A 22,094-nucleotide genomic window follows, 5' to 3' on the forward strand; every position below is an offset into this window, starting at 1 on the left:
TTGCGGGACGCGGAACCGCACCTGCCTGTACGTTCTAAACTACCTGGTAGGCCCGGTTCCGCTTCCCGCGAAGGACAACTACTAAAAAACTAATGAGAACCCTTTCCAAACTAAGCCGCAAAATATTGCGGCTCTACGTGATTTTCGCTGTCTTGTCAGCCCATGCCCAACCCCGCTACAACCAACCCGCCACCGTTGATTGGTTGGTAACGCCCGTGACCCAAAAAGCCGAAGTCATTACCGAAGGCAAAAACATCATTTTGTACAACGGGCTGGTCAAACGCGTTTTTCGCATCGAACCCAACGTGGTTTGTATTGACTACAAAAACCTGTCGAACGGACAGCAGCTTTTGCGGGCCGTTAAGCCCGAAGCCAGAATTGTGGTCAACGGCAAAACGTACAACATTGGCGGGCTAATGGGGCAAAAAGAAAATGCCTATCTGTTGCCCGAATGGGTCGATAAGTTTTCCGTCGGGAAAGACGATTTTGTGGCAACGGGTCATTCGGTATCGGACATAAAACCGTTTGTGAACTGGAAAGCCAATTCGTGGGCGGCGACCCAAAAAGGCCCTTCGGGAAAGGTGCTGACCTTCCGTTACAAAGCGCAGGCCGAAGCCGTGAAAGGGCTGGAAGTGACGGTGAACTATGAGATTTATGACGGTATTCCGTTGATTGTCAAATGGGTGTCTGTTGAAAATAAACAAAATGCCGAACTGAAACTAAACCGTGTGGTCAATGAAGTATTGGCGTTGGTAGAAGAAGAAAGCGCCGTGGTGGGTAAGCCCACCGAAATGAAAAAACAGCATGGGATTTACGTAGAAACTAACTACGCCTTCAACAACGCCATGCGCTACGACATCAGCGACCAGACCACGCACTGGAAAATTGATTCGACTTATACCTCGCAGGTCAATTACAATTTTGAAACGCCCTGTTTGCTGGAAGTGTATCCCGAAAAAGCACCGGGCATCGACCTCCAGCCCAATGAGGTGTTCAAATCGGTTCGGACGCACGAGTTGCTGATGGACAGCTATGACCGTCAGCGGCGAGGGTTGATGATTCGGAAAATGTACCGAACCGTGGCCCCGTGGACGACCCAAAACCCGATTTTTATGCACCTTGTCAGTAAAAATGATCAGGAAGTAAAAAGTTGCATCGACCAATGCGCAGCAACGGGCTACGAAGCCGTGATTCTGAGTTTTGGCAGCCACCTGAACATGGAAGACAGCACCGCTAAAAACATTGCCCGCTGGAAAGAACTTGCCGATTATGCGCATAGTAAAAAAATTCTGCTGGGTGGGTACTCGCTGTTTAGTAGCCGACGTATCAGCGATGAAGATGATGTAGTGGATCCGAAAACGGGCAAACCGGGCGGCGCGTTTTTTGGTCATGCGCCTTGTTTCGGCAGTAAATGGGGACTGGCTTACCGTAATAAAATCAAGTACTTTTTTGCAAAAACAGGGTTTGACATCTGGGAAAACGACGGCCCTTATCCGGGGGATGTGTGCGGGTCAACCGTACATCCGGGGCACAAAGGACTGGACGATTCGCAGTGGCGACAAATGGAAATTCAGAAGGAACTGTACCGCTGGCTGAACGAACGCGGGGTGTATATCAACGCGCCCGACTGGTATTTTCTGGACGGTACACACAAAATCGCTATCGGGTATCGGGAGGTGAATTTCTCGTTGTCGCGCGAGCAGCAGCGCATTCTGAACCGTCAGAATATCCACGACGGAACGATGGAAAAAACGGCGGCTATGAGCTGGGGCTTTGTCCCGCTGACCCGCTACCAGGGCGGTGGGCCTGAGGCGGTTTTGGAGCCACTCAGCGAACACCTTACGGATTACGAACAACTGATGGTGCAGTACTACGGAGCGGGTGTGCAGGCCTGTTACCGTGGCCCGCGCCTGTACGATACCGAAACTACCCGTCAGCTGGTGTCGAAAACAGTGACGTGGTACAAGCAGTACCGCGACATTCTGAACGCCGACATGATTCACCTGCGCCGCGCCGATGGCCGCGACTGGGACGGGTTTATTCACGTGGACCCTCAGCAGAAGCAGAAGGGCTTTTTGATGCTATACAACCCGACCAAAGAGCGTATCACGCGGACAATCAACGTCCCGCTGTATTACACTGGCTTGACATCGGCCGCTACGTTTAAAGAAAAAGGCGCAACGGCAAAAAAATACACCCTCAACCGCAACTTCGTAGTTGCGTTGACCGTCACGATTGACCCTGAGAGTTATACGTGGTTTACGGTTGAGTAAACAGAAAAGGGGTATAGTAGACTATGCCACATACCCCTTTTCTGGTATGATAATCTCCGGAAGCGTTAATAGCCCGGATTCTGCTTAATCTTCGACGGGTTTATGTCAATCTGACTTTGCGGAACCGGGAAAATAAGGTTGTTTTCGGTCAGGCTGGTTTTGATGCCGATGGTGGCGGCCTTGGCCTTCAGCACGTCCAGGGCACGACCGGTCCGGACAAGGTCAAACCAGCGGTGGCCTTCGAAGGCCAGTTCTACCCGCCGCTCCTGCTCAAGTGCCAGCCGCATGTCAGCCTGTGTCAGCGAAGGTTTGTCTGCTAATCCTGCACGCTTCCGGATCCGGTTCAGAAGTGGCAGGGCTTCCGCCGGTTTGCCGGTTTCATTCAGCACTTCGGCATACATCAGCAGGACATCCGCATAGCGCAGTACCGGCCAGTTGTCGTCTGAGTTTCCGGCTGTTTGTGGCACATCCGAGTACTTTTTAACATAGTTGTACTCAACTCTCACGCCCGCTGCGTTAGTATACCCCGTTGACATAGAAACGTCCTTACGCAGGTCGCCGGTTTCGTAGGCTTTTTCCATGTCCGGTGTCGGCCGGTTATTGCCCGAGCCACCAAACTGAATCACGGCATTACCCGAGTTTTCCGGAGCAAATGCGTTGCCGAAACCGCTTCCCTCGCCGATAGTGCCTTTTTTATACTGCACGTCAAAAACAGACTCCTTGTGGTTCTTGTTGGTGGCCTTAAATACGTCGGCATAATTCGGCAGCAGGTCATATACATTCGAATCGATTACCTCCTTTAGTTTGGCGCCGGCCTCGGTGTATTGCTTACGGGTCAGGTAAACTTTGCCAAGCAGTGCCTTCGCCGCTCCGCTGGTCGCACGTCCTACGTTGGCAGCTGTGTAGGTTGCAGGTAGTACCTGTTCAGCATCGCCCAGATCCTTGATAATCTGCGCATACACATCATTAACCGGCGAACGGCTATAGTCATAACCCTCGGCAGGGTCAGTAATTTCCTTCAGCACCAGCGGCACATCGCCGAACACCCGTACAAGGTTAAAGTACATCAGGGCCCGCAGAAATTTAGCTTCCCCGACAATCCGTTTTTTCAGCGTTTCGTCCATCTGCACCGCCGCGATACGATCAATTACGGTATTGCAGCGGTAAATACCACGAAAACTGTCGTTCCAGCGGCCGGAAAGAAAGGGGTTGGTCGTGCGCGGGTAAAACTTATCGAATTCGTCCTGATCGGTTACCGACCCGGAAAGTACGGGAGTGGTGTTATCCGATGTGATTTCGCCGAACACGTAATAGTTGCCGTATTGGCCGCCCGCCTGCAACGTGCCGTAGGCAGCGTTCAGGGCATTGAGCATATCGGCCGGGTTTTTAAAAAAGGTATTGGTATTGGCCTGAGAAACAGGGGCCAGATCCAGAAATTTATCTTTACAGGATGTTGCGCTAATGGTCAGCAACCCTGCGAGTATGTAAGTGAATTTCATGATAAATCAGTTTTGCAGGTGATCAGCTTAGAAACCCAGATTCAGGCCAACGGTATACGTACGTGCCAGCGGATACGAACCATAATCGACCCCGCCGGTCAGTGCGTTTTCATACCCGCTCACTTCCGGGTTATACCCCAGGTATTTCGTGGAGGTAAACGCATTCTGCACCCCGGCATAAACCCGCAGACTTTGCGCTTTCACCCGCTGGATCAGCGTTTTGGGCAGGTTATACCCGAGCGTAATGTTCCGGACGCGGAAATAGGTTGCGTTTTCAATCCAGCGCGACGACACCGCATTGTTGTTACCGGTAGTACGTTGGTTGGCCCGCGGGACAATGCCGTTGCCCGGCTCCTGCGGAGAACGCCAGCGATCCAGAACCGTTGAAATCTGGTTGGCACCTCCTTCGAGGTTTTCGAAGAAACGGCGGCTGAGGTTCAGAATCTGGCCGCCCTGTACCCCCTGTACCACAACGCTGAAATCAATACCCTTGTAACTGAGCGTGTTCGTCATGCCGTAGATAAAATCCGGCTGGTTATTGCCCAGAATCGTCCGGTCATCGGCGGTGATTTTACCGTCGTTGTTCACATCGGCAAACTTCACATCACCCGGCCGGGCAGTGGCATCATGCGGGTAGGAGTCGAGGTCGGCCTGGTCTTTGAAAACGCCCAGCTGCTGAAAGCCGAAGAAATTGCCCAGCGGCTTGCCGATCACGGTAATGTTGGTTTCGCCCACGCCCGTACCGCTCCGGATCGCATCACCGGTTGGCCCGAGTGCCAGTACCTTGTTGCGGTTAAATGACACATTAACGTCTGTAGACCAGGTCAGCGCCCCGACCAGATTCCGGGTAGACAGGGCGAACTCCATGCCCCGGTTCTGCACCTTACCGATATTGCGTGTTGCCGACGAGAAACCGGTCAGCGTCGGCACCTGTACCGACAGCAGCAGGTCGGTGGTGATGCGTGAGTAGTAATCAATGACCAGGAAAATCCGGTCACGCAGCAGGCCGATATCAACCCCGATGTCGGTTTGTGTACTTTTTTCCCAGGTCAGGTTATCGTTACCGATGGTCCCGGTTGCCAGTCCGTTGGCCAGTGCGTTGCCCAGTACATAGTTATCCGTCGATAAGGTACCGATGGCTCCGTAGTTGTTAAAGGCATTGTTGCCCGACAGACCGTAACTGGCCCGGAATTTAAGCTCGGAAACAACCGGAACCGCCCGCATAAACGGCTCTTCGGTTACCCGCCAGCCAACGGATGCCGACGGGAAAATCCCGTACCGTTTGTTCTGCCCGAAACGCGACGAACCATCTCGGCGGACTGACGCGTTAAAAATGTATTTATCCTTAAAGTTGTAATTTACGCGGCCGAAATACGAAGCCAGCGTCCATTGCTCCCGCTGCGAGTTTCCGCCGGTAATGGTTCCGGCGTTCAGCGTACGGACGATATCATTCGGAAAGCTGTTGGCATTGATGGTGTTCGACTCAAAATCGTTTTTCTGCGCTTCCATCCCGATGAGTGCGCTCAGGAAATGGCTGGTGCCAATGGTATGATCATAGCTCAGCACATGATTTGTCACCCAGTTGATTGTCTGGTTCGTTGATGATGTCGCTGAGTTGGGTGACGGAGGCAGAAACTGGTTGATCGGCAGCGTCGACGGGTTAAAGATATTTTGCCGGAAATAGTTGATGTCGCCCCCGACCGTACCGCGATACCGGAGTGCATTCCAGATCTTCAGTTCCAGATAGGTGTTGCCGAGTAGTTTCAGGTTGGTCTGCTTATTATCCACCGCGTTCATGTTCGCCACTGGATTGGTAATGCCGGGCCAGTCATACGTCCCCGAGATCGACGCCTGTGAATTATACGTTACACCGTCGGCCTGATACACCGGAATAATCGGTACCTGCGACAGCGCGGCATTAATTACCCCGTTATCAGCCCAGTGACCATCCGACCGCACATTGCGCTGAAAGGTGAAGCTGGGGCTAATGCTCATGCCGACTTTTACATTATCGGCCAGTTGCGCATCTACATTTGACCGGAACGTATACCGGTCGATGCCTGAATTGCCGATAATGCCGTCCTGTTTCAGGTAATTACCGGAGAGCATATACTGTACTTTTTCCGTTCCGCCCGATCCCGATAGCTGGTAGCTGCTGATGGGAGCCTTCCGGAAAATCATGTTCTGATAATCATAGCTTTGCAGGCTACCCGGGTTATCAAAATCAATACCGGCAAATTCGCCGCGCGGATAGCGGTACCGTTGTCCGGCCGGCCGGGCACTGTTCGGATCCGATGCCTGTGCACCTGCCACCCGTTCAAGGTAGGCATTGTTGGAAGCTTCCTTGTTAAAATCGGCAAATTGTTGTGCATTCAGCACGCTCATCCGTTTGCTGACCTCCTGAATACCGGTATAGTAGTCGAAGCTGATGCGGCTGCGACCCGACTTACCGCGTTTCGTCGAAATCATTACGACCCCGTTTGATCCCCGCGACCCGAAAATGGCGGTAGCCGAGGCGTCTTTCAGGATATCAATTTTCTCAATATCTGTCGGATTAATCAGGTTGAGCCCTGATTGGTTGGTAAGGGCGCCCGAGCTGAGGGGTTGCCCGTCAATGACGATCAGCGGACCGTTGCCGGCACTGATCGACCCGAAACCTCTGACCTTGATGGACGGACTGGAACCGGGTGCGCCCGAAACCTGCTGTACCAGCACACCCGGCAACCGGCCGGCCATGCCTTCGACGATATTCGGAACCGGCTGATCCTGAATGGTCTTCGTTGACAGCGAGGCCACCGCACCGGTCAGCTCTTTGCGGTTTTGCTGGCCATACCCTACCACCACTACCTCACTCAGCAGCTTATTATCGGAGACCAGGGTTACGTTCAGGGTGGTTTGTGTGCCCGGCATTACTTCCTGCGAGGCGTAACCTACGAAGGAAAACACCAGCGTAACGGGCCGGCTGACACCATCCGGAATAACCAGCCGGTATTTCCCGTCCTGATCCGTCGTAGCACCCCGCTGCGACCCTTTTACAACAATGCTCACGCCGGGCAAAGCCGCTCCGTTTTCATCCGTCACGATCCCCGTCACCTGCTGCTCCAGCGGGAACGGGTTTACCGGAATACTGAGGCTGTTTATGGGCTGGATACTGACCTTATCGGGGGCCAAACGGCGCAGCAGGATGCGGTTGCCTACCACTTCATAGGAAATATGCAATGGTGTCAGCAAGTTGTCGAGCACCCGCGAAAGCCTGTCATTGCGGGCATCAACGGTCACCCGCCGGTCAGATTGAATGGTATTGGAACTGTAAACAAACTTGACATTTGCCTGTCGGGCAATGGTATTCAGTACATTTTTGATATCAACAGATTCCGCCTGGAGCGAAATCCCCCGATTCAGTATTTCCTGCGCACGGGCGTTACGGGCAAAAGACAACCCGCAACAAAGGATCGCAAGCAGGAGTTGAGCCGCCGTAATTCTCATCGCTTTGGACAGAATTTGTTGGATTGATACACTTTTCTTCATTAGTTTAAGACGTTTTTGTTGGAAACAGGCAAAAACAATCCCCTGTACCTGTTTGGCAGGCCCTTGGACAACGACTCGGGAAAGGGGATTCAAAGCCGGTAATGCTCGCAACATCACCGGCTTTTTTGTGGGTATACCTCAGCATTGCTGAGTGCCCGGATCAGATCAGGGAGGAAGCCGGCAGTTGATCATGGTCAGTCGGTTTGGGTTTAAAGGAGTTTATAAAGGCTGGCAGTCAGATCAGGGGCACCCTTCACCATTGATGAATATGACGGTACCCCGCTGCTGATAGGCTGCGTTAACCGACCGGCATACCAGATCAAGCTGGTTATGCAGCGGCAGATCTGTCAGGTCGGCGGTCAGTTTACACTTTGTAAGGTTCTGGTTTTCAACAAGTATCTCAACCCCGAAGGCTTTTTCCAGTTCGGTCAGTACGGCCGGTAGCGGCGTCTCTTCGAACAGAAACTGCTGCGGACTGGCGGGGGGATGTATCACCACCGGATGCTCAACAAGGCCCGGCTCCAGTTTCCGGGTGGCCTTGTCAAAAATAACCCGCTGGTTTGGCGTCAGAATCACGCCGTTGCGGGCCACCGCATGGTTACTGCTGTTTTCGTAGACCGACACCCGTCCCGACTCCACCCGCACCTCGATGGACGGCGTCGATGCATAGGACCGGATCGTAAACCGTGTACCCAGCACTTCCGTAATCAGTTCGCCGGTATGCACCATAAACGGTTTAACGGGGTTTTTCCTGACTTCGAACAGGGCTTCGCCTTCCAGCAGTACGCTGCGCGTTTTATCCCCGAAATGCTCCGGATAGCTGATGCTGCTGTTCATTTTCAGAATCACCACACTACCATCTTCCAGCGTTATTCTGCGTGGTTTGTCCGACGTGTTCCGGATCTGGATAACGCCTTTCGGGAGGCTGGCCAAAATTTCTGTGCCGGCGGCAATGCCGGTATGACTCCGTAAAAAATACCAGCCGAGACCGGCCAGCAGTAGCACGGATGCCGCCGCACCGATGCTGTACCAGAGCGGGCGGATGCTTGCCTGCCGTGGTGCAGTGGTTTTGCGGAGGCGTGTCCTGAGCCGCCTGTCAATAGCCTCCCGGTCGGCAGCGGGCAGGGGTGTGTCCGCTTGCTGCAGCATACTGTCAGACCATTGCTCCATGAGCAGTTGCTCCTCAACCGTGCAATTCCCCGCCAGATATTTTTCCAGTAACGTAGTAAACTGATGCTGATTCATGGATTTAATTGTCGGAGTGGAAGGTTTTTAACTGTTCTTTCAGCAACTTCAGTGATTTCGTGATGTGGTATTCCACGGCTTTTTCAGACAGCTTCATGTGCTGCGCAATTTCGCGGACAGACTGGTTTTCGAAGCGGCTGAGTTTAAATATGGCCACCGATTTTTCCGGTAGTTTTTTCATCGCTTCATCAACCGCCTTCGACAGGTCTGCAAAGTGAACGACATCTTCGGTTGCCATTGACTGTTTCAGCTCATTGAAAATGAGGTACTCCTGATATTTCCGGTGCGTGATCTGCGACTTGATGTAGTTTATAACCAGGTGCTTCATCGATACAACCAGGTACGTACTCAGGTGCCGGATCACGGCTTGCTGCCGGCGGTTCCAGAGTTGCTCGAAAAGATCATGCACCAGTTCTTCGGCTTCTTCGCGGGTACCGGTTTCGTGATAGGCCACGCCAAAGAGTTTGTACCAGTACCGCCGGTAAATTTCTTCGAAAGCCTGACTGTTGCCCGTGCGGAGCAAGCCAATCAGCTCATCGTCTGTATGTTGAGTAAATCGCATGAGAGCCCTTCCCGGTTGATTTTATGTATAGTCAATCCAGGAGCGAAAATCCCTAAATGATTTTAAAAAAAAGGTATATAATGCAAAAAGGGGATGGAGGAAAGTCGTTACTCCTTACCGGCAATGACCTGTGTGCCCCGCTCAACTTTTTCCAGCCGTTGCCGCAACTCCTTGTTTTCCCGTTCCAGCTGTTCCAGCCGCTGAACGAGCGCATCCAGGGCAGCAATCCTGGCCAGTACGGTTTCCCCATTCGCGTCGACGGTCAGTACCTGATCGGTCTGTCCGTTCTGATAGCCGGGATTAGCAAGCTGACTGAACTTAAGAGTGCCGTTGCCGCGGATATTGATGATTCCCCGGACATCAAGCGGGAATTGTGGTGCCGTGATACCGATGCCTACCTTAGTTTGTTGAACCGTGTCACCCAGCACAATCGCATTTGAAACCGCAACTTTAGCATTCGTGCCGATGGCGGCCGCATTGGTCAGGCTGAATGAGGTTACATCAGCCTTGTAGCCAATCAAGGTATTGCCCTGCCCTGATGTGTTTGCTGTACCGGTTAAAGCACCCAGAAACGTATTGGAAATACCGGTAGTGGTATAGTAGCCGGCCTGATAGCCGATGGCAGTATTGGAAGAGCCACTGACATTGCTAAATCCCGCCCTGACACCCGAAAAGACATTATAACTCCCGGTTTCGTTGGTATATCCGGAAGCGGTTCCGACAAATGCGTTATCCCCTCCTGTCCGGTTCAGGGTTCCGGCCAGCTGGCCCAGAAACGAGTTGCTGGACCCAGTGCTGTTCAGATAGCCGGCCCCGCCGCCCACAAATACGTTGTAATAACCCGTAGAGAGTATGCCGGCGTTGAACCCCACAAAGGTATTGTCAGAGCCTTCAACGTTTGCTGAACCTGCGTAGCGGCCGATAAATACGTTTGCCCGGCCGGTCGTGTTACTGTATCCCGCTTTCCAGCCTACGAAGACGTTAGAATGGCCCGACACATTGCCAAAGCCGGACTGATACCCCATCATGACATTGTCTGCTCCGGTTGTGTTGAGTCCGGCCTCAACCCCGACGATGGTATTGAACGGGCTGGTAGTACCCGCAGTCGGTGTTGTCAGTTGAATAGTTGTCTGGCCGATGGCCATGTTTCCGGTCAGGATAAGGATGATTAAAAGTAGCCTTACGGGCATAGCTGAATGCATTAAGTACGAATAAGTATTGAAAACGGGGATAAATATAACGCCCGGCAGGCAGAATGTTTGACTGCCGGGCGTCATGTGTTGACAAATTAAGGTTTTGGGTAACTAAGAGAGTGAAATCCGGTAAGACGTAGTGCATTACCGATACTGTAAGTATGAAATACATGAAAAAAACGCATGTCAGTATACCTCAATCTCAGGAAAATCACTTGCCTGTATGCCAAATGTCGGTTATATTCGTGACAAATAGCACACATATGGAGATCGTATTCGAAACAGGAGCAACCGACAATGGATTCGGCGTTGTTGAGCAGGCACGGGCCGGAGTCAGTCGGGCAAAGGCTGATGAGGTCGCCGCGCTGGTGGGGCTGACCGACCGTGAAATGGCGCATATCCTGAATGTGTCGGAGCGTACCCTGCACCGCATCAAACCCGATGTACGCTTCGACCTGAATGCCTCGGAACGACTGTTGCTGCTCGAAGGACTAATCCGGCACGGCCTGTCGGTATTTGATCAGCGGGCCGAGGTGCTTGGCCGCTGGCTGCGGGTGCCGCTGCCCGAACTCCGTCGCCAGGCTCCCATTCAGTTACTGGACACCGTCACCGGCTTTGGCATGGTGCATACGGTGCTGGGGCGGATTGAACACGGCATTTACGCGTAGGAATAATGAGTCAGGAACCTACGATGGCCTACCGGTTAATCAAAGCGCGTTTTCTGGATTCGCCCTTACCGGTTGAGGGGGCCCGCCGCTGGGGTGGCCGCTGGAATCCGGCCGGAACCGGTGTTTTATATACCTCGGCAACCCCCGAACTTACGCTGCTCGAACAGCTGGTGCACCTGCCGACGCTGCCTTACCACGATTTGCCGCAACTCTGTCTGCTGACCATTCAGCTGCCCGAAGCGCCCCGTATGCTGGCACCGGACGAACTGCCGGCCAACTGGCGGGATGAAGCCGACTTTACGGCAAACCACAAACACCTCGATGCCTGGCTGCGGCAGCCGGATGTGCTGGCTATCGGCGTGCCGTCGGCCGTTGTGCCCGAGTCGGCCAATTACCTGATTCACCCGCTGCACCCGGCGTTTCCTCAGGTGCGGGTGGTGCAGACAAAACCGTTTAACGTAGATCCGAGGCTGTGGCGGGTCGATGGTTAAGCAAACGGCAGGGCGGGCAACAGTAAGGTGACAGACGTACCGGCCGGCTGATTCCGGAGAATGCGGAGTTCTCCCTGGTGCATGTCCATAATCCGTTTGGCGAGGGTCAGTCCGAGGCCAAACCCTTTTATGTTGCCGACGTTATCGGCCCGCATCATGGGCATAAACACGTCGGCCACCTGATCGTCCGGAATGCCAATGCCCTGATCCTGAATGTCGATTAATACCGTATGGGCTTCGTACCGGACCGTCAGCAGTACCGGCGCAAAACCGGAATACTTGCAGGCATTGTCCAGAATGTTTATCAGCACGGTCCGCAGCAAGGTGGCATTGCCGACGACGCGGATGCGGGAGCTTTGCTCCGTAAATTCGTCGGTCAGCTGCACCTCAATGTCCTGATCCGGATATTTCTCATTGAAATAGGTAACGGTATCCAGAATGGTATCGACCACGTTGATATCTTCCTGTAACCGCGTAGCCTTCAGGCCTTCCACTTCGGCGAGCTGTAGCAGCGCATTCGCCAGATCAATGGCACCTTCAAGCCGGACCAGGGCCGTTTCAATGCTTTGCCGGGCATCTTCCAGCGTGTGGTCATAGGAGCGCGAGGTTTCCAGAATTCCTTTAACGACGGTCAGCGGCGTGCGGATTTCATGGGAGGCGTAGGCCACAAAGTTTTCCTGACTGTTGGCGAGCTGCTCAAGCCGGCCGAGCATCTGGTTAAACGACTGGGCCAGATACCCCGATTCATCGGGTTTGTCACTGTTGCGGAGCCGGAACGAAAAGTCATTGACGGTATTGGTATCCAGCTGGTGGATGAGCCCGTCGAAAGGCTTCATGGCGCGGCGCGCGAAGAAAAAACCGGCCACGCCAATCACAAGCAGCGACAGTACATTACCCATCAGCAGGATAAACCGCAGGTTGTCGTTTGTATGCCGGCCGGCGAGATCAAAGGCCGTAACGATAGCCACGTATTGTTTTCCGGCATGCCGGAAGGACAGGGCAACTCCTTCCTTGGGATCGCCCCAATGCGGCGTATTGTACGAGAAATAAACCTCCTGCTTACGGGCTTTCTGGAGTATTTTTTCAGTCACCACATAGTCGTCAGGGCCGGAAGAGGCAAACAGGCGCTGGTTGCCGCCGGTATAGAGCATTAATTTTTGTTCGGGCAGGGTCAGGTAAACGGTCCGGCGGTATTCGGTCTGATTGGATAGATAAAGCTGGGCGGCCAGCGCACGGCGTTGCAGACGGCTTTGCATCAGGCTTTCGCGGTAGGCTTCATAGGTGCGGTAGATGTACAGCGAAAAGAGCAGCAGCAGGGTTGCCACCAGTAACGTGAAACCAACGGTAATTTGCTGTTTAATGCTCATGGTTCGGCTTTCAGAATAAACCCGACCCCGAAAACGGTATGAATCAGCTTCGGATCGGCGCGGTCGATTTTCCGGCGGAGGTAATTAACGTATACATCGACCACGTTGGTATTGGTGTTAAAATGCACATCCCAGACATTTTCAAGCAGATCGGTCCGGCTGACGACTTTACCCTGCCGGACCATCAGGTATTCCAGCAGGGCGTACTCACGGGCGGTCAGCGTAACCCGTTCGCCGCCGCGCCAGACCTGATGTGAGAACGTATCAACGACCAGATCGCTCAGTTCCAGCTTCTGCGGCAGGGGCGCGTGGGACGGGTGGCGACGGGAAAGGGCCTTTAACCGGAAAACCAGTTCCTTAAACGCAAACGGTTTAGTCAGGTAATCGTCGGCCCCGGATTCAAACCCCAGCACCTTATTGTCAAGACTGCCCAGAGCCGTCAGCATAATCACCGGAATAGACGGCCAGTTCTGTTTAACATACCGGCAAAGGTCGTAGCCGTTCATGCCCGGCATGCTGACATCCAGCACCACCACATCATACTGGTTTTCATTGATCATTGCCCGGCCAACCACGCCGTCATAAGCTGCCGTTACGTGAATGCCTTCGGACTGAAGCCCTTTCTGAATAAACTGACTGACCTCCGCGTCATCTTCTACCACTAAAACATGCATACGTTTCGCGATTTATTCCCCGAATTTACGCGCTGCTGCGTCCTTTCGGTACTGAATGTATGGTTTCTTAAGACCTTATAACAACTCTCTCAGAGATTTCTAATAGGTCGGTCTGTTATTTTGAACAGTTCGTTACCTCCTCCAACACGGGGGGCATTAGCTATGAAACGTTATGAGTAAGCGCAGCCTATATTCTGTACGACACATCTTCCTCTTCTTTTTTTTGTGTCTGTGCCGGTCATTGAATGCCCAGTATATAACGATTGAAGACGCCGTTGATGCATCTGCCCGGTTTTATCCGACGTTGCAGGCCCAGCGGTCGGCGCTGGAAGCGCTGCGGATCAATACCGACGTAATCCGTGCTAACCGGATGCCGAATGTGCGGCTGCTGAGTCAGACCAATATCGGTACCGCCAACGGGTTATCGGGTTCGTATTTCTCCATGGGACTTATCGTTCCGACCTCGGGCGGACGCCGTGAGAGCAACAGCGGAGAATTGGCAACCGGCAATATCGCGCTGGCAACGGCCGACTGGGAGTTTTACAACTTTGGCCGCTTCCGGGCAGAGGACAAGCTGAACCAGGCGGAGGTAGCCGTTGGCGAAGCGCGGCTGGAACAGGAGCGCTTTTCGCTGCAACAGAACGTGATTGCCTCCTATCTGGATGTCTTCTGGTTGAGCCGGCAGCTTCTTATTGAGCAGCGGAATCTTGCCCGCGTTGACACCGTACGGCGGGTTATTGCCAACCTCGTCCGCAACGGCGTCAAACCCGGTGTCGATTCGGCCCTTGCCAACGTGGCTTTTGCCCAGGCGCAGGTAAGCTACGGGCGGGTGCTGGCTAATCTGGAAGAAGCGCGGGTGACGCTGGCCACGCTGACCGGCCGGCCCGGCAATGCGGTGCAGCCGGATACGGTTTTTCATACGGACCGGCTGGGGCAGATACTGACCGCCCCGACACCCGGCTATGCGCATCCGTTGCTGCGGGTCGGAGAGCGGCTTGTTGCCCGGCAAACTGCGGAAACGGAGCTGATCCGGAAAAGTGCCATGCCACGGTTGTCAGTACTGGCATCAACCTGGGCGCGGGGAACAAGTCTGGATATAAACAACAATTTCGGGCCGCTCGGGGATGGATTGGGGTATAGTCGAACGAACTACCTGCTGGGGTTTGCCGCCACCATTAACCTGCCGGACCTCAAACGGGCGGGTATCCGCGTCCGGCAGCAGGCGTTCCGGATTCAGCAGGCGCAGGCCGGGCTATCGACCCAACAGCTTGAGTTACAAAACCGCCTCTCGGCCGCTGATGCGCGGATCGGGGTAGTAAATCAGCAACTGGCGGCACTGCCACTGGCCATCAGCTCGGCGCAGCAGGCCTATGCGCAGCGGCTGTCGCTCTACAACAACGGCGTTGAAACGATACTAAACCTGACCGATGCCCTCAGAGTCCTGAACAGCGTTGAGCGCGAGGTGGTGCAGATCCGGATGGAAGCGGTGAAGTTACGGTTTCAGCGGGCACAGGCGACCAACAGCTACGATGATTTTTATGCCCTTTTCAGACGCTAAACGACTCAACTTATGTCTTTGCTTTCAACATCGTTAAAACGACCGATTTCCGTAATGGTCGTCGTTATGGGGGTTGTGGTGTTCTCGGTCCTGGCCACCCTGCAGATACCCATCGATATTTTCCCGAAGCTGAATTCGCCGACAATCTATGTCATCGAGCCGTATGGCGGGATGTCACCGGCGCAGATGGAAGGCTTCTTTGCGACACGGATGCAGGATCAGTTTCTGTACATCGGCGGGGTTCGTGAAATTTCCAGTAAAAACGTACAGGGCTTAACGATTGTCAAGCTTTCGTTTTACGAAAACACCAACATGGCACAGGCGGCTGCGGAGGTGGCGATTCAGGTAAACCGGGCGATGAAGTTTTTTCCGCCGGGAGCCTTGCCGCCGCAGGTGGTCCGGTACGATGCCTCGTCCGTGCCGATCGGTGATCTGGTATTTTCGAGTAAAACGCGACCTCTGAAAGAAATCCACGAAATGGCCTCAACGCGGATACGGCCCTTGTTTTCGACCATTCCGGGCCTGACCGCTCCGCCACCGATCGGCACCAACTCGCGGACTGTCGTTATTAATCTGGACCCGCAACGCATCCGGAGTATGCAGATTTCGCCGGATGAAGTGGTGGAGGCCCTGGCCAAAAACAACGCCATGACGCCGTCCGGAAACATTAAAATCGATAATTCGACCTACATCACCACGCTGAACTCGCTGGAAGAGAAGGTTGATGATTTCGGGCAGATTCCGGTCGTTACGGAAGGCCATCGCACGGTGTTTCTGCGCGATATTGCCAACATTGCCGATGGCTCGGACGTAACGGCGGGCTACGCACTTGTTAACGGTAACCGCTCGTCGTATATCCCCGTCGTGAAAACGCCCGATGCATCGACCTGGGATGTGGTGACGCGGCTCAAGGCAAAACAACCGGAAATGAAGAGTCTGCTGCCGGATGATATTGAGGTAAATTACGAGTTTGATCAATCCGTTTTTGTGATCAACTCCGTACACAGTCTGCTGTTCGAGGGTGGTTTGGGGGCCGTGCTGACCGGACTGATGGTCTTACTGTTTCTCGGCGACTGGCGCAGTTCGGTGGTTGTCATTCTGACCATTCCGGTGTCGGTCGTTACTGCGGTCCTGCTGTTAAGCCTTGCCGGACAGACCATTAACATGATGACTTTGTCGGGGCTGGCACTCTCAATCGGTATCCTGGTCGACCAGGCAACGGTGACGATTGAGAACATTCACCAGCATCTGGAAATGGGCAAAACAAAGCAGATGGCAATTTATGACGCCTGTAAGGAAGTTGCCCTGCCGCTGCTGCTGATTCTGCTCTGTATTCTGGCCGTGTTTGCGCCGTCGTTTATTATGACCGGTGTACCGAGGGCCATGTTCCTGCCGCTGTCACTGTCGATCGGGTTTGCCATGACCGTGTCTTATTTTCTGGCGCAAAGTATGGTGCCGGTGGTGTCGAACTGGCTCCTGAAAACATCGGGACATGCTGTACACGCAACGCCTGAAAAGCCGGGCCTTTTTGACCGCTTCCGGAACAATTTTATCTACCAGACCGTCCGGCTGTTGCGCCGGAACGGGCTGATACTGTCCATTTACTTCGTTGGTATTCTCGCGCTATGTGCCCTCGGCTTTGTACTGATCGGGAAAGACATGCTGCCTCAGCTGAACTCCGGCCAGATGGTGATCCGGATGAAAACGCCGGATGGTACCCGTCTGGAACGGACGGAGGAGCGGCTGAAGCAATTCCTGAACCTGATTGATGACCAAACGGACGGCAATCTGGCGGTTTCATCGGCCTATGTCGGGGTTGTACCGACGAACTATGCCACTACGAATCTCTATGTCAGCACGAGCGGTCCGAACGATGCGATCATTAAAGTGGGACTTAACGGGGAGTATAAGGCAAACATGCAGGACGTGAAAGAGCGCATCCGGGAAGCGGCTGCCGAACAGATGCCCGACCTGACCGTTTCCTTTGAACCCGCCGATCTGACCGAAAAACTCATGAGCCAGGGGGCTGCCACTCCTATTGAAGTACAGATTGCCGGACGTGATATTAAACAGATTGAAAGCTATGCGAACCGGCTGGTTGACAGTTTATCAGCGGTGTCTTATCTGCGGGATGTCCGGATTGTGCAGCCGCTGAAGTTTCCGGTGATTAACATTCATCTGGACCGGCACAAACTGGCGCAGATGGGCTTGAGCCTGCGGCAGGCGGCGCGGTCAATCACCGCCTCTACCTCGTCGAGCCGGTTTAAGGAGAAAAACCAGTGGCTCGACCCGAAATCGTCCTACACCTATCAGGTACAGGTGCAGATTCCGGAATATGTGATGAGTGATATGACCCAGCTCAAGGAAATTCCGCTGGTATCGGGTCAATCGCGGCCGGTACTGGGCGAGGTAGCCACCTTTACCGTTGACACACAACCGGGCGAATATGACCGGACCGGCCCCCGCCGCTATCTGACAGTGTCGGCCAATCTGCACAAAATTGATTTAGGTACTGCCACAACGACCGTCGAACAGACCATTGCCAAACTGGGCGAAGCACCGAAGGGGGTGGTCGTATCGGTCAAGGGCTTATCGTCGCTGCTGACCGAAACACTGGATAGTCTTCAGGTGGGTTTAGGGATTGCCGTTCTGGTAATCTTTCTGCTGCTGGCGGCTAATTACCAGTCGTTTAAGCTGTCGTTCGTCGTACTCTCAACGGTTCCGGCGGTAATTGCGGGGTCCATCGGCCTGCTGTTGCTGACGCGTAGTTCACTTAACCTGCAATCCTACATGGGGATCATCATGTCGACGGGTATTTCGGTGGCAAATGCGATTCTGATTGTGACCAATGCCGAGCGGTTGCGGTGGGAATACCGCGATGTGCGCAGGGCCGCAATTGATAGCGTAGGCGTCCGGTTACGTCCGGTCCTGATGACCTCGTTTGCCATGATTGCCGGGATGATTCCGATGGCGCTTGGTACGGGCGAGGCCGGTGAGCAGGTGGCGCCGCTGGGGCGCGCGGTGATTGGTGGCCTGATTGCGTCAACGCTGGCGGCGCTTTACATTGTCCCGCAGGTCTATGTGTGGCTGCAACGCAAAACACCGTTTACCGACCCGTCCTTATTACCCGCCGAAACGGCCTATGCCGTTGAAATGGCCGAAGAAACAGCCGATCATTTTCATCAGGAACAAGCTCAGACAGAAGCATATGAAAAACATCAGAATTAATGGCGTCCTGCTGCTGATCGGCATGGGCGTCTTGTTCCAGAATTGTTCGTCAACCGACGAAAAACCGCGTACTAAGCGCAAAAAGGCACAAACAGAAGCACAGACCGGGAGTTCGTTAACTGTCGGAACGGTGTCAAAGGAGCAACTCAGCCCGACGGTTCAGCTGCCGGGTGAACTGAAAGCCTATCAGGAAGTAGAAATCTACCCGCGGGCAAGCGGCTTTGTCGAAAAGGTACTTGTCGACCGTGGCTCCATGGTCCGGCAGGGGCAGGTGCTGATGGTGCTGGACGCTCCCGAAACCGAGGAACGGCTGGTGGCGGCGCGCTCGCAGGTGCTGAAGGCCGAGGCCATGCTGACCGCCAGTAAGGAGCATTACCGGCGCTTAGTGGCCAGTAACCGGGTGCCTGGTTCGGTATCGGCCCTTGACCTTGAAACGGCCCAGGCCAGAATGCGGGCCGATTCCGCTTCGGTCCTGGGCGAACGGGCCAATATCAGAGCGCTGGCAAAATTAAGGGACTACCTGACCGTGCGTGCACCGTTTGACGGTATGATCACGGAGCGGAACGTGCACCCCGGGGCACTGGTCGGTTCCGGCGCGAAAATGGACCGCCCGATGCTGATTCTAAAACAGCAAAACCGCCTGCGACTGGTAGCCGATGTTCCGGAAGCGTACAATCTGCGCGAAGGAACGACTGTGCAGTTTACACTTGCTGCGATGCCGGGCCGTGAGTTTGCCGGCAAAATAAGCCGTCGCGGGGGAAGCCTGAATGAGCAGTTCCGTTCGGAAACCGTTGAAATTGATGTACCTAATCCCAACCGCGCGCTTCGGCCGGGCATGTTCGCTGAGCTTATTCTGCCAACGGGCAGCACGCCCGGCGCGTTAACCGTTCCGAAAACAGCCATTGTTACCTCCACGGAACGCCAGTATGTTATTCGTGTCGAAAACGGTAAGACGCAGTTTGTTCCGGTCCGTAAAGGTAATGTTGCCGGCGAAATGACCGAAGTGTTCGGGCAGCTGAAACCAGACGACCGGATTATTACCAACGCCCGGGACGATATTCAGGAAGGCATTGCGATTCGTTGAGTAAACCGGTAACCGTTATGAAACTGAAAAAATCCGTATTCCGGAAATCAGTCTGTGCAGCCTTAATGTCCTGTGCACAGATCATGGGGTTGAGCGGCTGTGTACAGATGCACCTGATTCATGCTGCCAACGCCAAACCAGATACTGACGTTATCAGGTCCATAAAAGCAAGGCTCCGAAATGCCTGAAATAGCTGCCCTGAAAAGAGATGTTTTCGTAAATAATTCACCGTCTCGTAAATCATAATTTACGAGAAATGGTGAAAACTGTGTAAATTGTTCCAAAACAGAACAACTACATGGGCAGAGGACTCGTCAGGAAAGAGGAAAGCGCGAAGTCAGTGGGGGAGGCGGTTTCGGGTTATACGGTTAGCCGGATTATACAGTATTTTGCGGCGGGTCTGCCTAAAAGCAGCAATTACCCACGACATGCCAAAGCCTATGTGTTGTATTGTCTGGACAACGGGTTCCTGATCGATGGATTCAGTTTTGGCCGCTACACGGCTGAACTGCCACCCAACCGGATTTCACCCATCCGTAAGTTTCTCCTGTTTTACCAGCAGCTCGGTTCACCGGCGATCACCGCTGACCGGAAAGAAACAAAGGTTCCGCCCGCTGCCAACGACCTGATCCTTCGGTTTATGACTGATGCCAAACGGTTGCGGGGCGATCAGTCAAAGGTAACGTACACAAAAGCGCTGAACAGTTTTTTTCAATTTATGGATGCCGAACGGGAGGTCGGTAAACAGGCTGGGCTGAACGGAGTAACGGTGAATCAGTTTGTCGATAGGTTGAAAAGTGTTGACTATTCGGCGTTTACGGTCAATCTGTACCTGTCAGCCGTAAAGCAGCTCGCCTTGTGGTGTATTGGAAAACGGGCAGCGCTCAATCTCAACGACGAACAGGTGCACGGGTTGCGGGACATTAACGATGTCCGTGGCCTGGCTATTGAACGGACGTTTTATAAAGATAGTCTGGAGGCTGTTGAACGAACGGATCTGCTGGATTCTGTGGAGTCGGCCAGAGACCGGGCAATGCTGGGGTTACTCTCTCTGGAAGGATTGCGGACGGTTGAACTGACCCGGTTGCGGCTCGGTGATCTCGACTTTACCGGTAACCGGATTCACGTGCTCGGCAAAGGAAAAAACACCCGCAAACCGATTAAATTTTTTGCGGCCTGTCAGGCAATGGTCATCCGGTATTTACAGGAAACGGGTCACTGGCCGCTGGACAACAAACTGGCAACGTCCCCATTATTTCCGGATCTGAAAACGCATCAGATCCGCTATGTGGTGGATAAACATCTGAAAAACCTTGGTCTGAAACGGCAGGGAATGTCAGCGCACAGTCTGCGGCATACGGCCGGTCAGCTCCTGCTGGAATCGGGTGTGAGCCTGGAACATGTACAGCAGCACCTGCGGCATGAAACGATGGAAACTACCCAGTTTTATACCCGTAAACGTACGCAGAAAACGTATTTTGACCAGATGCCGGAATAAAGCTTACCCGTTGAAGACCGTTCTTGTGCTGATTAACTTAACCATGAAACTCCCGGATGCCTTAATAAAGAGCATGCACCGAATCCGGCTTTGTAATGAGCGATGAGATAGTCAGCTGTTCGTAAACTGAAAGGTTTGCATCACGTACCTGTGCCATAATGGGTCTGATGGAACACGTTTCTTCATCTTCACAGTCATCACAGCGAACATAAAAGTGCTTTGAAACACAGGGTGTTGGTGCGATCGGGCCGTCAATTATCCGGATTACCTGAGCCAGATTTACCGCCGATGGATCAAGCCGCAGGGCATAGCCTCCCCCTTTGCCTTTCTGACTCCGTAGCAGTCCCTGATTCCGGAGTTCAAGCAGTATGGTTTCCAGAAATTTTTTTGGGATGTTTTCGCGTTCAGATATTAAGCTAATCAGGACCGGCCCTTTCCCAAACTCTTCTGCCAGCACTTTCATGGCCTTCAGCGCATATTTTGCCTTCTTTGATATCATAGTAGTAGCGTATTAGAACTGTAAGTCTATAAAATATATGCACTTTAGGTGCCAAAAATTAGTCAGCGCTGGGCTGACTAGCTACCGGAATAGTTGAACTCCGGATGGTTTACCGGCAAAGTAGAGAATGAAAATCTATAAATGCAAGCGAGAACGGAAATAATGCGTAGCGGTACACAATATGCAGCCTGTGCAAAATCAGTTTAAAACGCGTTTTCAGGCAAAAGAAGCCGGTACGGTTTCCTGTAATTGTTGTACCACGAGCTGAAAGCGCCGGCGGCTGATCTGGAAGCAGGTGCCGTCATCCATGTACAGATCAAGGTTTTTCTGATTGGGTAAGCGGTTAAAATCGCAGTATGCCGGATTAATCAAAACCGATTTACTGATGCGGATGAATCCGGGTAATGCCTGATGATAGTGTTTCAGCGTCCGTGAACTGATGTCATGTTTTCCCCAGATGTAGTAAATCCGGCTGTAATTTTCCATACCTGTCAGGTATTTAATACAATAGACAGGGAGTTCACGGTAGCGTTGTTTTATGGATGGGACCTGAATACTTTGCATGTAGGCGGTTGAGTATAGTTACCTGGAAACGTGTCAATCTGCACAAACACGGGTACTGTGCAGGTAAACAAATTTGCAATCTATACGCTACATGCGCCAAAGAATGTGGCCAAATGCCGGAAAATGGAGCCTAAAGGCCGAAAATCAACGGCTGAACGCAAAA

Annotated in this window: 17 protein-coding genes; 8 read left to right on the forward strand and 9 right to left on the reverse strand. The window is 53.2% G+C overall.

Annotation, left to right across the window (positions count from 1 at the left end; genetic code table 11):
• Positions 1-92 precede the first annotated feature (92 nt).
• Positions 93-2,273, forward strand: a complete 2,181-nt coding sequence (locus tag AC23NW_RS20650) for an alpha-galactosidase (RefSeq protein ID WP_487451715.1) — start codon at positions 93-95, stop codon at positions 2,271-2,273.
• Positions 2,274-2,338: 65 nt separating this feature from the next.
• On the opposite strand, the gene AC23NW_RS20655 is transcribed toward AC23NW_RS20650, so the two are convergent.
• The 5 genes from AC23NW_RS20655 to AC23NW_RS20675 form a co-directional block, all read right to left on the reverse strand.
• Positions 2,339-3,772, reverse strand: a complete 1,434-nt coding sequence (locus AC23NW_RS20655; protein WP_487451716.1) for a RagB/SusD family nutrient uptake outer membrane protein — start codon at positions 3,770-3,772, stop codon at positions 2,339-2,341.
• A 27-nt stretch (positions 3,773-3,799) separates the two neighbouring features.
• Entirely contained in the window at positions 3,800-7,300 is a 3,501-nt protein-coding gene (locus AC23NW_RS20660) for a SusC/RagA family TonB-linked outer membrane protein (protein WP_487451717.1), read from the reverse strand.
• 240 nt (positions 7,301-7,540) lie between these two features.
• A complete protein-coding gene (locus tag AC23NW_RS20665; protein WP_487451718.1) occupies positions 7,541-8,545 on the reverse strand; it encodes a FecR family protein in 1,005 nt (334 codons plus the stop codon).
• Between the two features lie 4 nt (positions 8,546-8,549).
• Positions 8,550-9,107, reverse strand: a complete 558-nt coding sequence (locus tag AC23NW_RS20670) for an RNA polymerase sigma factor (RefSeq protein ID WP_487451719.1) — start codon at positions 9,105-9,107, stop codon at positions 8,550-8,552.
• A 107-nt stretch (positions 9,108-9,214) separates the two neighbouring features.
• A complete protein-coding gene (locus AC23NW_RS20675; RefSeq protein ID WP_487451720.1) occupies positions 9,215-10,297 on the reverse strand; it encodes a coiled-coil domain-containing protein in 1,083 nt (360 codons plus the stop codon).
• A gap of 266 nt (positions 10,298-10,563) precedes the next feature.
• Here AC23NW_RS20675 and parS point away from each other — a divergent pair, with 266 nt between their 5' ends.
• Positions 10,564-10,968 (forward strand): type II RES/Xre toxin-antitoxin system antitoxin, encoded by a 405-nt coding sequence (gene parS / locus AC23NW_RS20680; RefSeq protein WP_293840370.1) that lies wholly within the window; start codon positions 10,564-10,566, stop codon positions 10,966-10,968.
• 5 nt (positions 10,969-10,973) lie between these two features.
• Complete coding sequence (locus AC23NW_RS20685; RefSeq protein ID WP_487451722.1) at positions 10,974-11,459, forward strand: RES family NAD+ phosphorylase; 486 nt, start codon at positions 10,974-10,976, stop codon at positions 11,457-11,459.
• Here AC23NW_RS20685 and AC23NW_RS20690 read toward each other — a convergent pair.
• Entirely contained in the window at positions 11,456-12,826 is a 1,371-nt protein-coding gene (locus tag AC23NW_RS20690) for a sensor histidine kinase (protein ID WP_487451723.1), read from the reverse strand. The genes AC23NW_RS20685 and AC23NW_RS20690 overlap by 4 nt on opposite strands.
• Positions 12,823-13,500: a response regulator transcription factor gene (locus AC23NW_RS20695; protein ID WP_487451725.1), complete on the reverse strand. Its 678-nt coding sequence runs from the start codon at positions 13,498-13,500 to the stop codon at positions 12,823-12,825. Before AC23NW_RS20695 ends, AC23NW_RS20690 begins: the two co-directional genes overlap by 4 nt.
• 172 nt (positions 13,501-13,672) lie before the next feature.
• Between AC23NW_RS20695 and AC23NW_RS20700 the strand changes: the two genes are divergently transcribed.
• From AC23NW_RS20700 to AC23NW_RS20720, 5 genes are all read left to right on the forward strand, one after another.
• Positions 13,673-15,058, forward strand: coding sequence for a TolC family protein (locus AC23NW_RS20700; protein WP_487451727.1), 1,386 nt, complete (start codon positions 13,673-13,675; stop codon positions 15,056-15,058).
• Positions 15,059-15,070: 12 nt separating this feature from the next.
• Complete coding sequence (locus AC23NW_RS20705) at positions 15,071-18,286, forward strand: efflux RND transporter permease subunit (RefSeq protein WP_487451729.1); 3,216 nt, start codon at positions 15,071-15,073, stop codon at positions 18,284-18,286.
• Positions 18,267-19,370: an efflux RND transporter periplasmic adaptor subunit gene (locus AC23NW_RS20710; RefSeq protein WP_487451730.1), complete on the forward strand. Its 1,104-nt coding sequence runs from the start codon at positions 18,267-18,269 to the stop codon at positions 19,368-19,370. Before AC23NW_RS20705 ends, AC23NW_RS20710 begins: the two co-directional genes overlap by 20 nt.
• Positions 19,371-19,387: 17 nt before the next feature.
• Positions 19,388-19,558: a hypothetical protein gene (locus AC23NW_RS20715; protein ID WP_487451732.1), complete on the forward strand. Its 171-nt coding sequence runs from the start codon at positions 19,388-19,390 to the stop codon at positions 19,556-19,558.
• A 110-nt stretch (positions 19,559-19,668) separates the two neighbouring features.
• Entirely contained in the window at positions 19,669-20,868 is a 1,200-nt protein-coding gene (locus tag AC23NW_RS20720) for a tyrosine-type recombinase/integrase (protein WP_487451733.1), read from the forward strand.
• Between the two features lie 61 nt (positions 20,869-20,929).
• Here the strand turns inward: AC23NW_RS20720 and AC23NW_RS20725 are convergent, their stop codons facing one another.
• Together AC23NW_RS20725 and AC23NW_RS20730 are read right to left on the reverse strand one after the other, a co-directional pair.
• Entirely contained in the window at positions 20,930-21,367 is a 438-nt protein-coding gene (locus AC23NW_RS20725; protein WP_293835468.1) for an RrF2 family transcriptional regulator, read from the reverse strand.
• Positions 21,368-21,583: 216 nt separating this feature from the next.
• Entirely contained in the window at positions 21,584-21,931 is a 348-nt protein-coding gene (locus AC23NW_RS20730; protein ID WP_487451735.1) for a LytTR family DNA-binding domain-containing protein, read from the reverse strand.
• Positions 21,932-22,094: the final 163 nt, after the last annotated feature.

Source organism: Arsenicibacter sp. R0_47, assembly GCF_057652235.1.

Bases quoted from the DNA above. Each gene is read 5' to 3' on its own strand.
- AC23NW_RS20690 (WP_487451723.1), bottom strand. From the start codon at position 12,826: ATGAGCATTAAACAGCAAATTACCGTTGGTTTCACGTTACTGGTGGCA.
- AC23NW_RS20670 (WP_487451719.1), bottom strand. From the start codon at position 9,107: ATGCGATTTACTCAACATACAGACGATGAGCTGATTGGCTTGCTCCGC.
- AC23NW_RS20665 (WP_487451718.1), bottom strand. From the start codon at position 8,545: ATGAATCAGCATCAGTTTACTACGTTACTGGAAAAATATCTGGCGGGG.
- AC23NW_RS20700 (WP_487451727.1), top strand. From the start codon at position 13,673: ATGAGTAAGCGCAGCCTATATTCTGTACGACACATCTTCCTCTTCTTT.
- AC23NW_RS20675 (WP_487451720.1), bottom strand. From the start codon at position 10,297: ATGCCCGTAAGGCTACTTTTAATCATCCTTATCCTGACCGGAAACATG.
- parS (WP_293840370.1), top strand. From the start codon at position 10,564: ATGGAGATCGTATTCGAAACAGGAGCAACCGACAATGGATTCGGCGTT.
- AC23NW_RS20655 (WP_487451716.1), bottom strand. From the start codon at position 3,772: ATGAAATTCACTTACATACTCGCAGGGTTGCTGACCATTAGCGCAACA.
- AC23NW_RS20720 (WP_487451733.1), top strand. From the start codon at position 19,669: ATGGGCAGAGGACTCGTCAGGAAAGAGGAAAGCGCGAAGTCAGTGGGG.
- AC23NW_RS20715 (WP_487451732.1), top strand. From the start codon at position 19,388: ATGAAACTGAAAAAATCCGTATTCCGGAAATCAGTCTGTGCAGCCTTA.
- AC23NW_RS20705 (WP_487451729.1), top strand. From the start codon at position 15,071: ATGTCTTTGCTTTCAACATCGTTAAAACGACCGATTTCCGTAATGGTC.
- AC23NW_RS20695 (WP_487451725.1), bottom strand. From the start codon at position 13,500: ATGCATGTTTTAGTGGTAGAAGATGACGCGGAGGTCAGTCAGTTTATT.
- AC23NW_RS20725 (WP_293835468.1), bottom strand. From the start codon at position 21,367: ATGATATCAAAGAAGGCAAAATATGCGCTGAAGGCCATGAAAGTGCTG.
- AC23NW_RS20650 (WP_487451715.1), top strand. From the start codon at position 93: ATGAGAACCCTTTCCAAACTAAGCCGCAAAATATTGCGGCTCTACGTG.
- AC23NW_RS20660 (WP_487451717.1), bottom strand. From the start codon at position 7,300: ATGAAGAAAAGTGTATCAATCCAACAAATTCTGTCCAAAGCGATGAGA.
- AC23NW_RS20710 (WP_487451730.1), top strand. From the start codon at position 18,267: ATGAAAAACATCAGAATTAATGGCGTCCTGCTGCTGATCGGCATGGGC.
- AC23NW_RS20730 (WP_487451735.1), bottom strand. From the start codon at position 21,931: ATGCAAAGTATTCAGGTCCCATCCATAAAACAACGCTACCGTGAACTC.
- AC23NW_RS20685 (WP_487451722.1), top strand. From the start codon at position 10,974: ATGAGTCAGGAACCTACGATGGCCTACCGGTTAATCAAAGCGCGTTTT.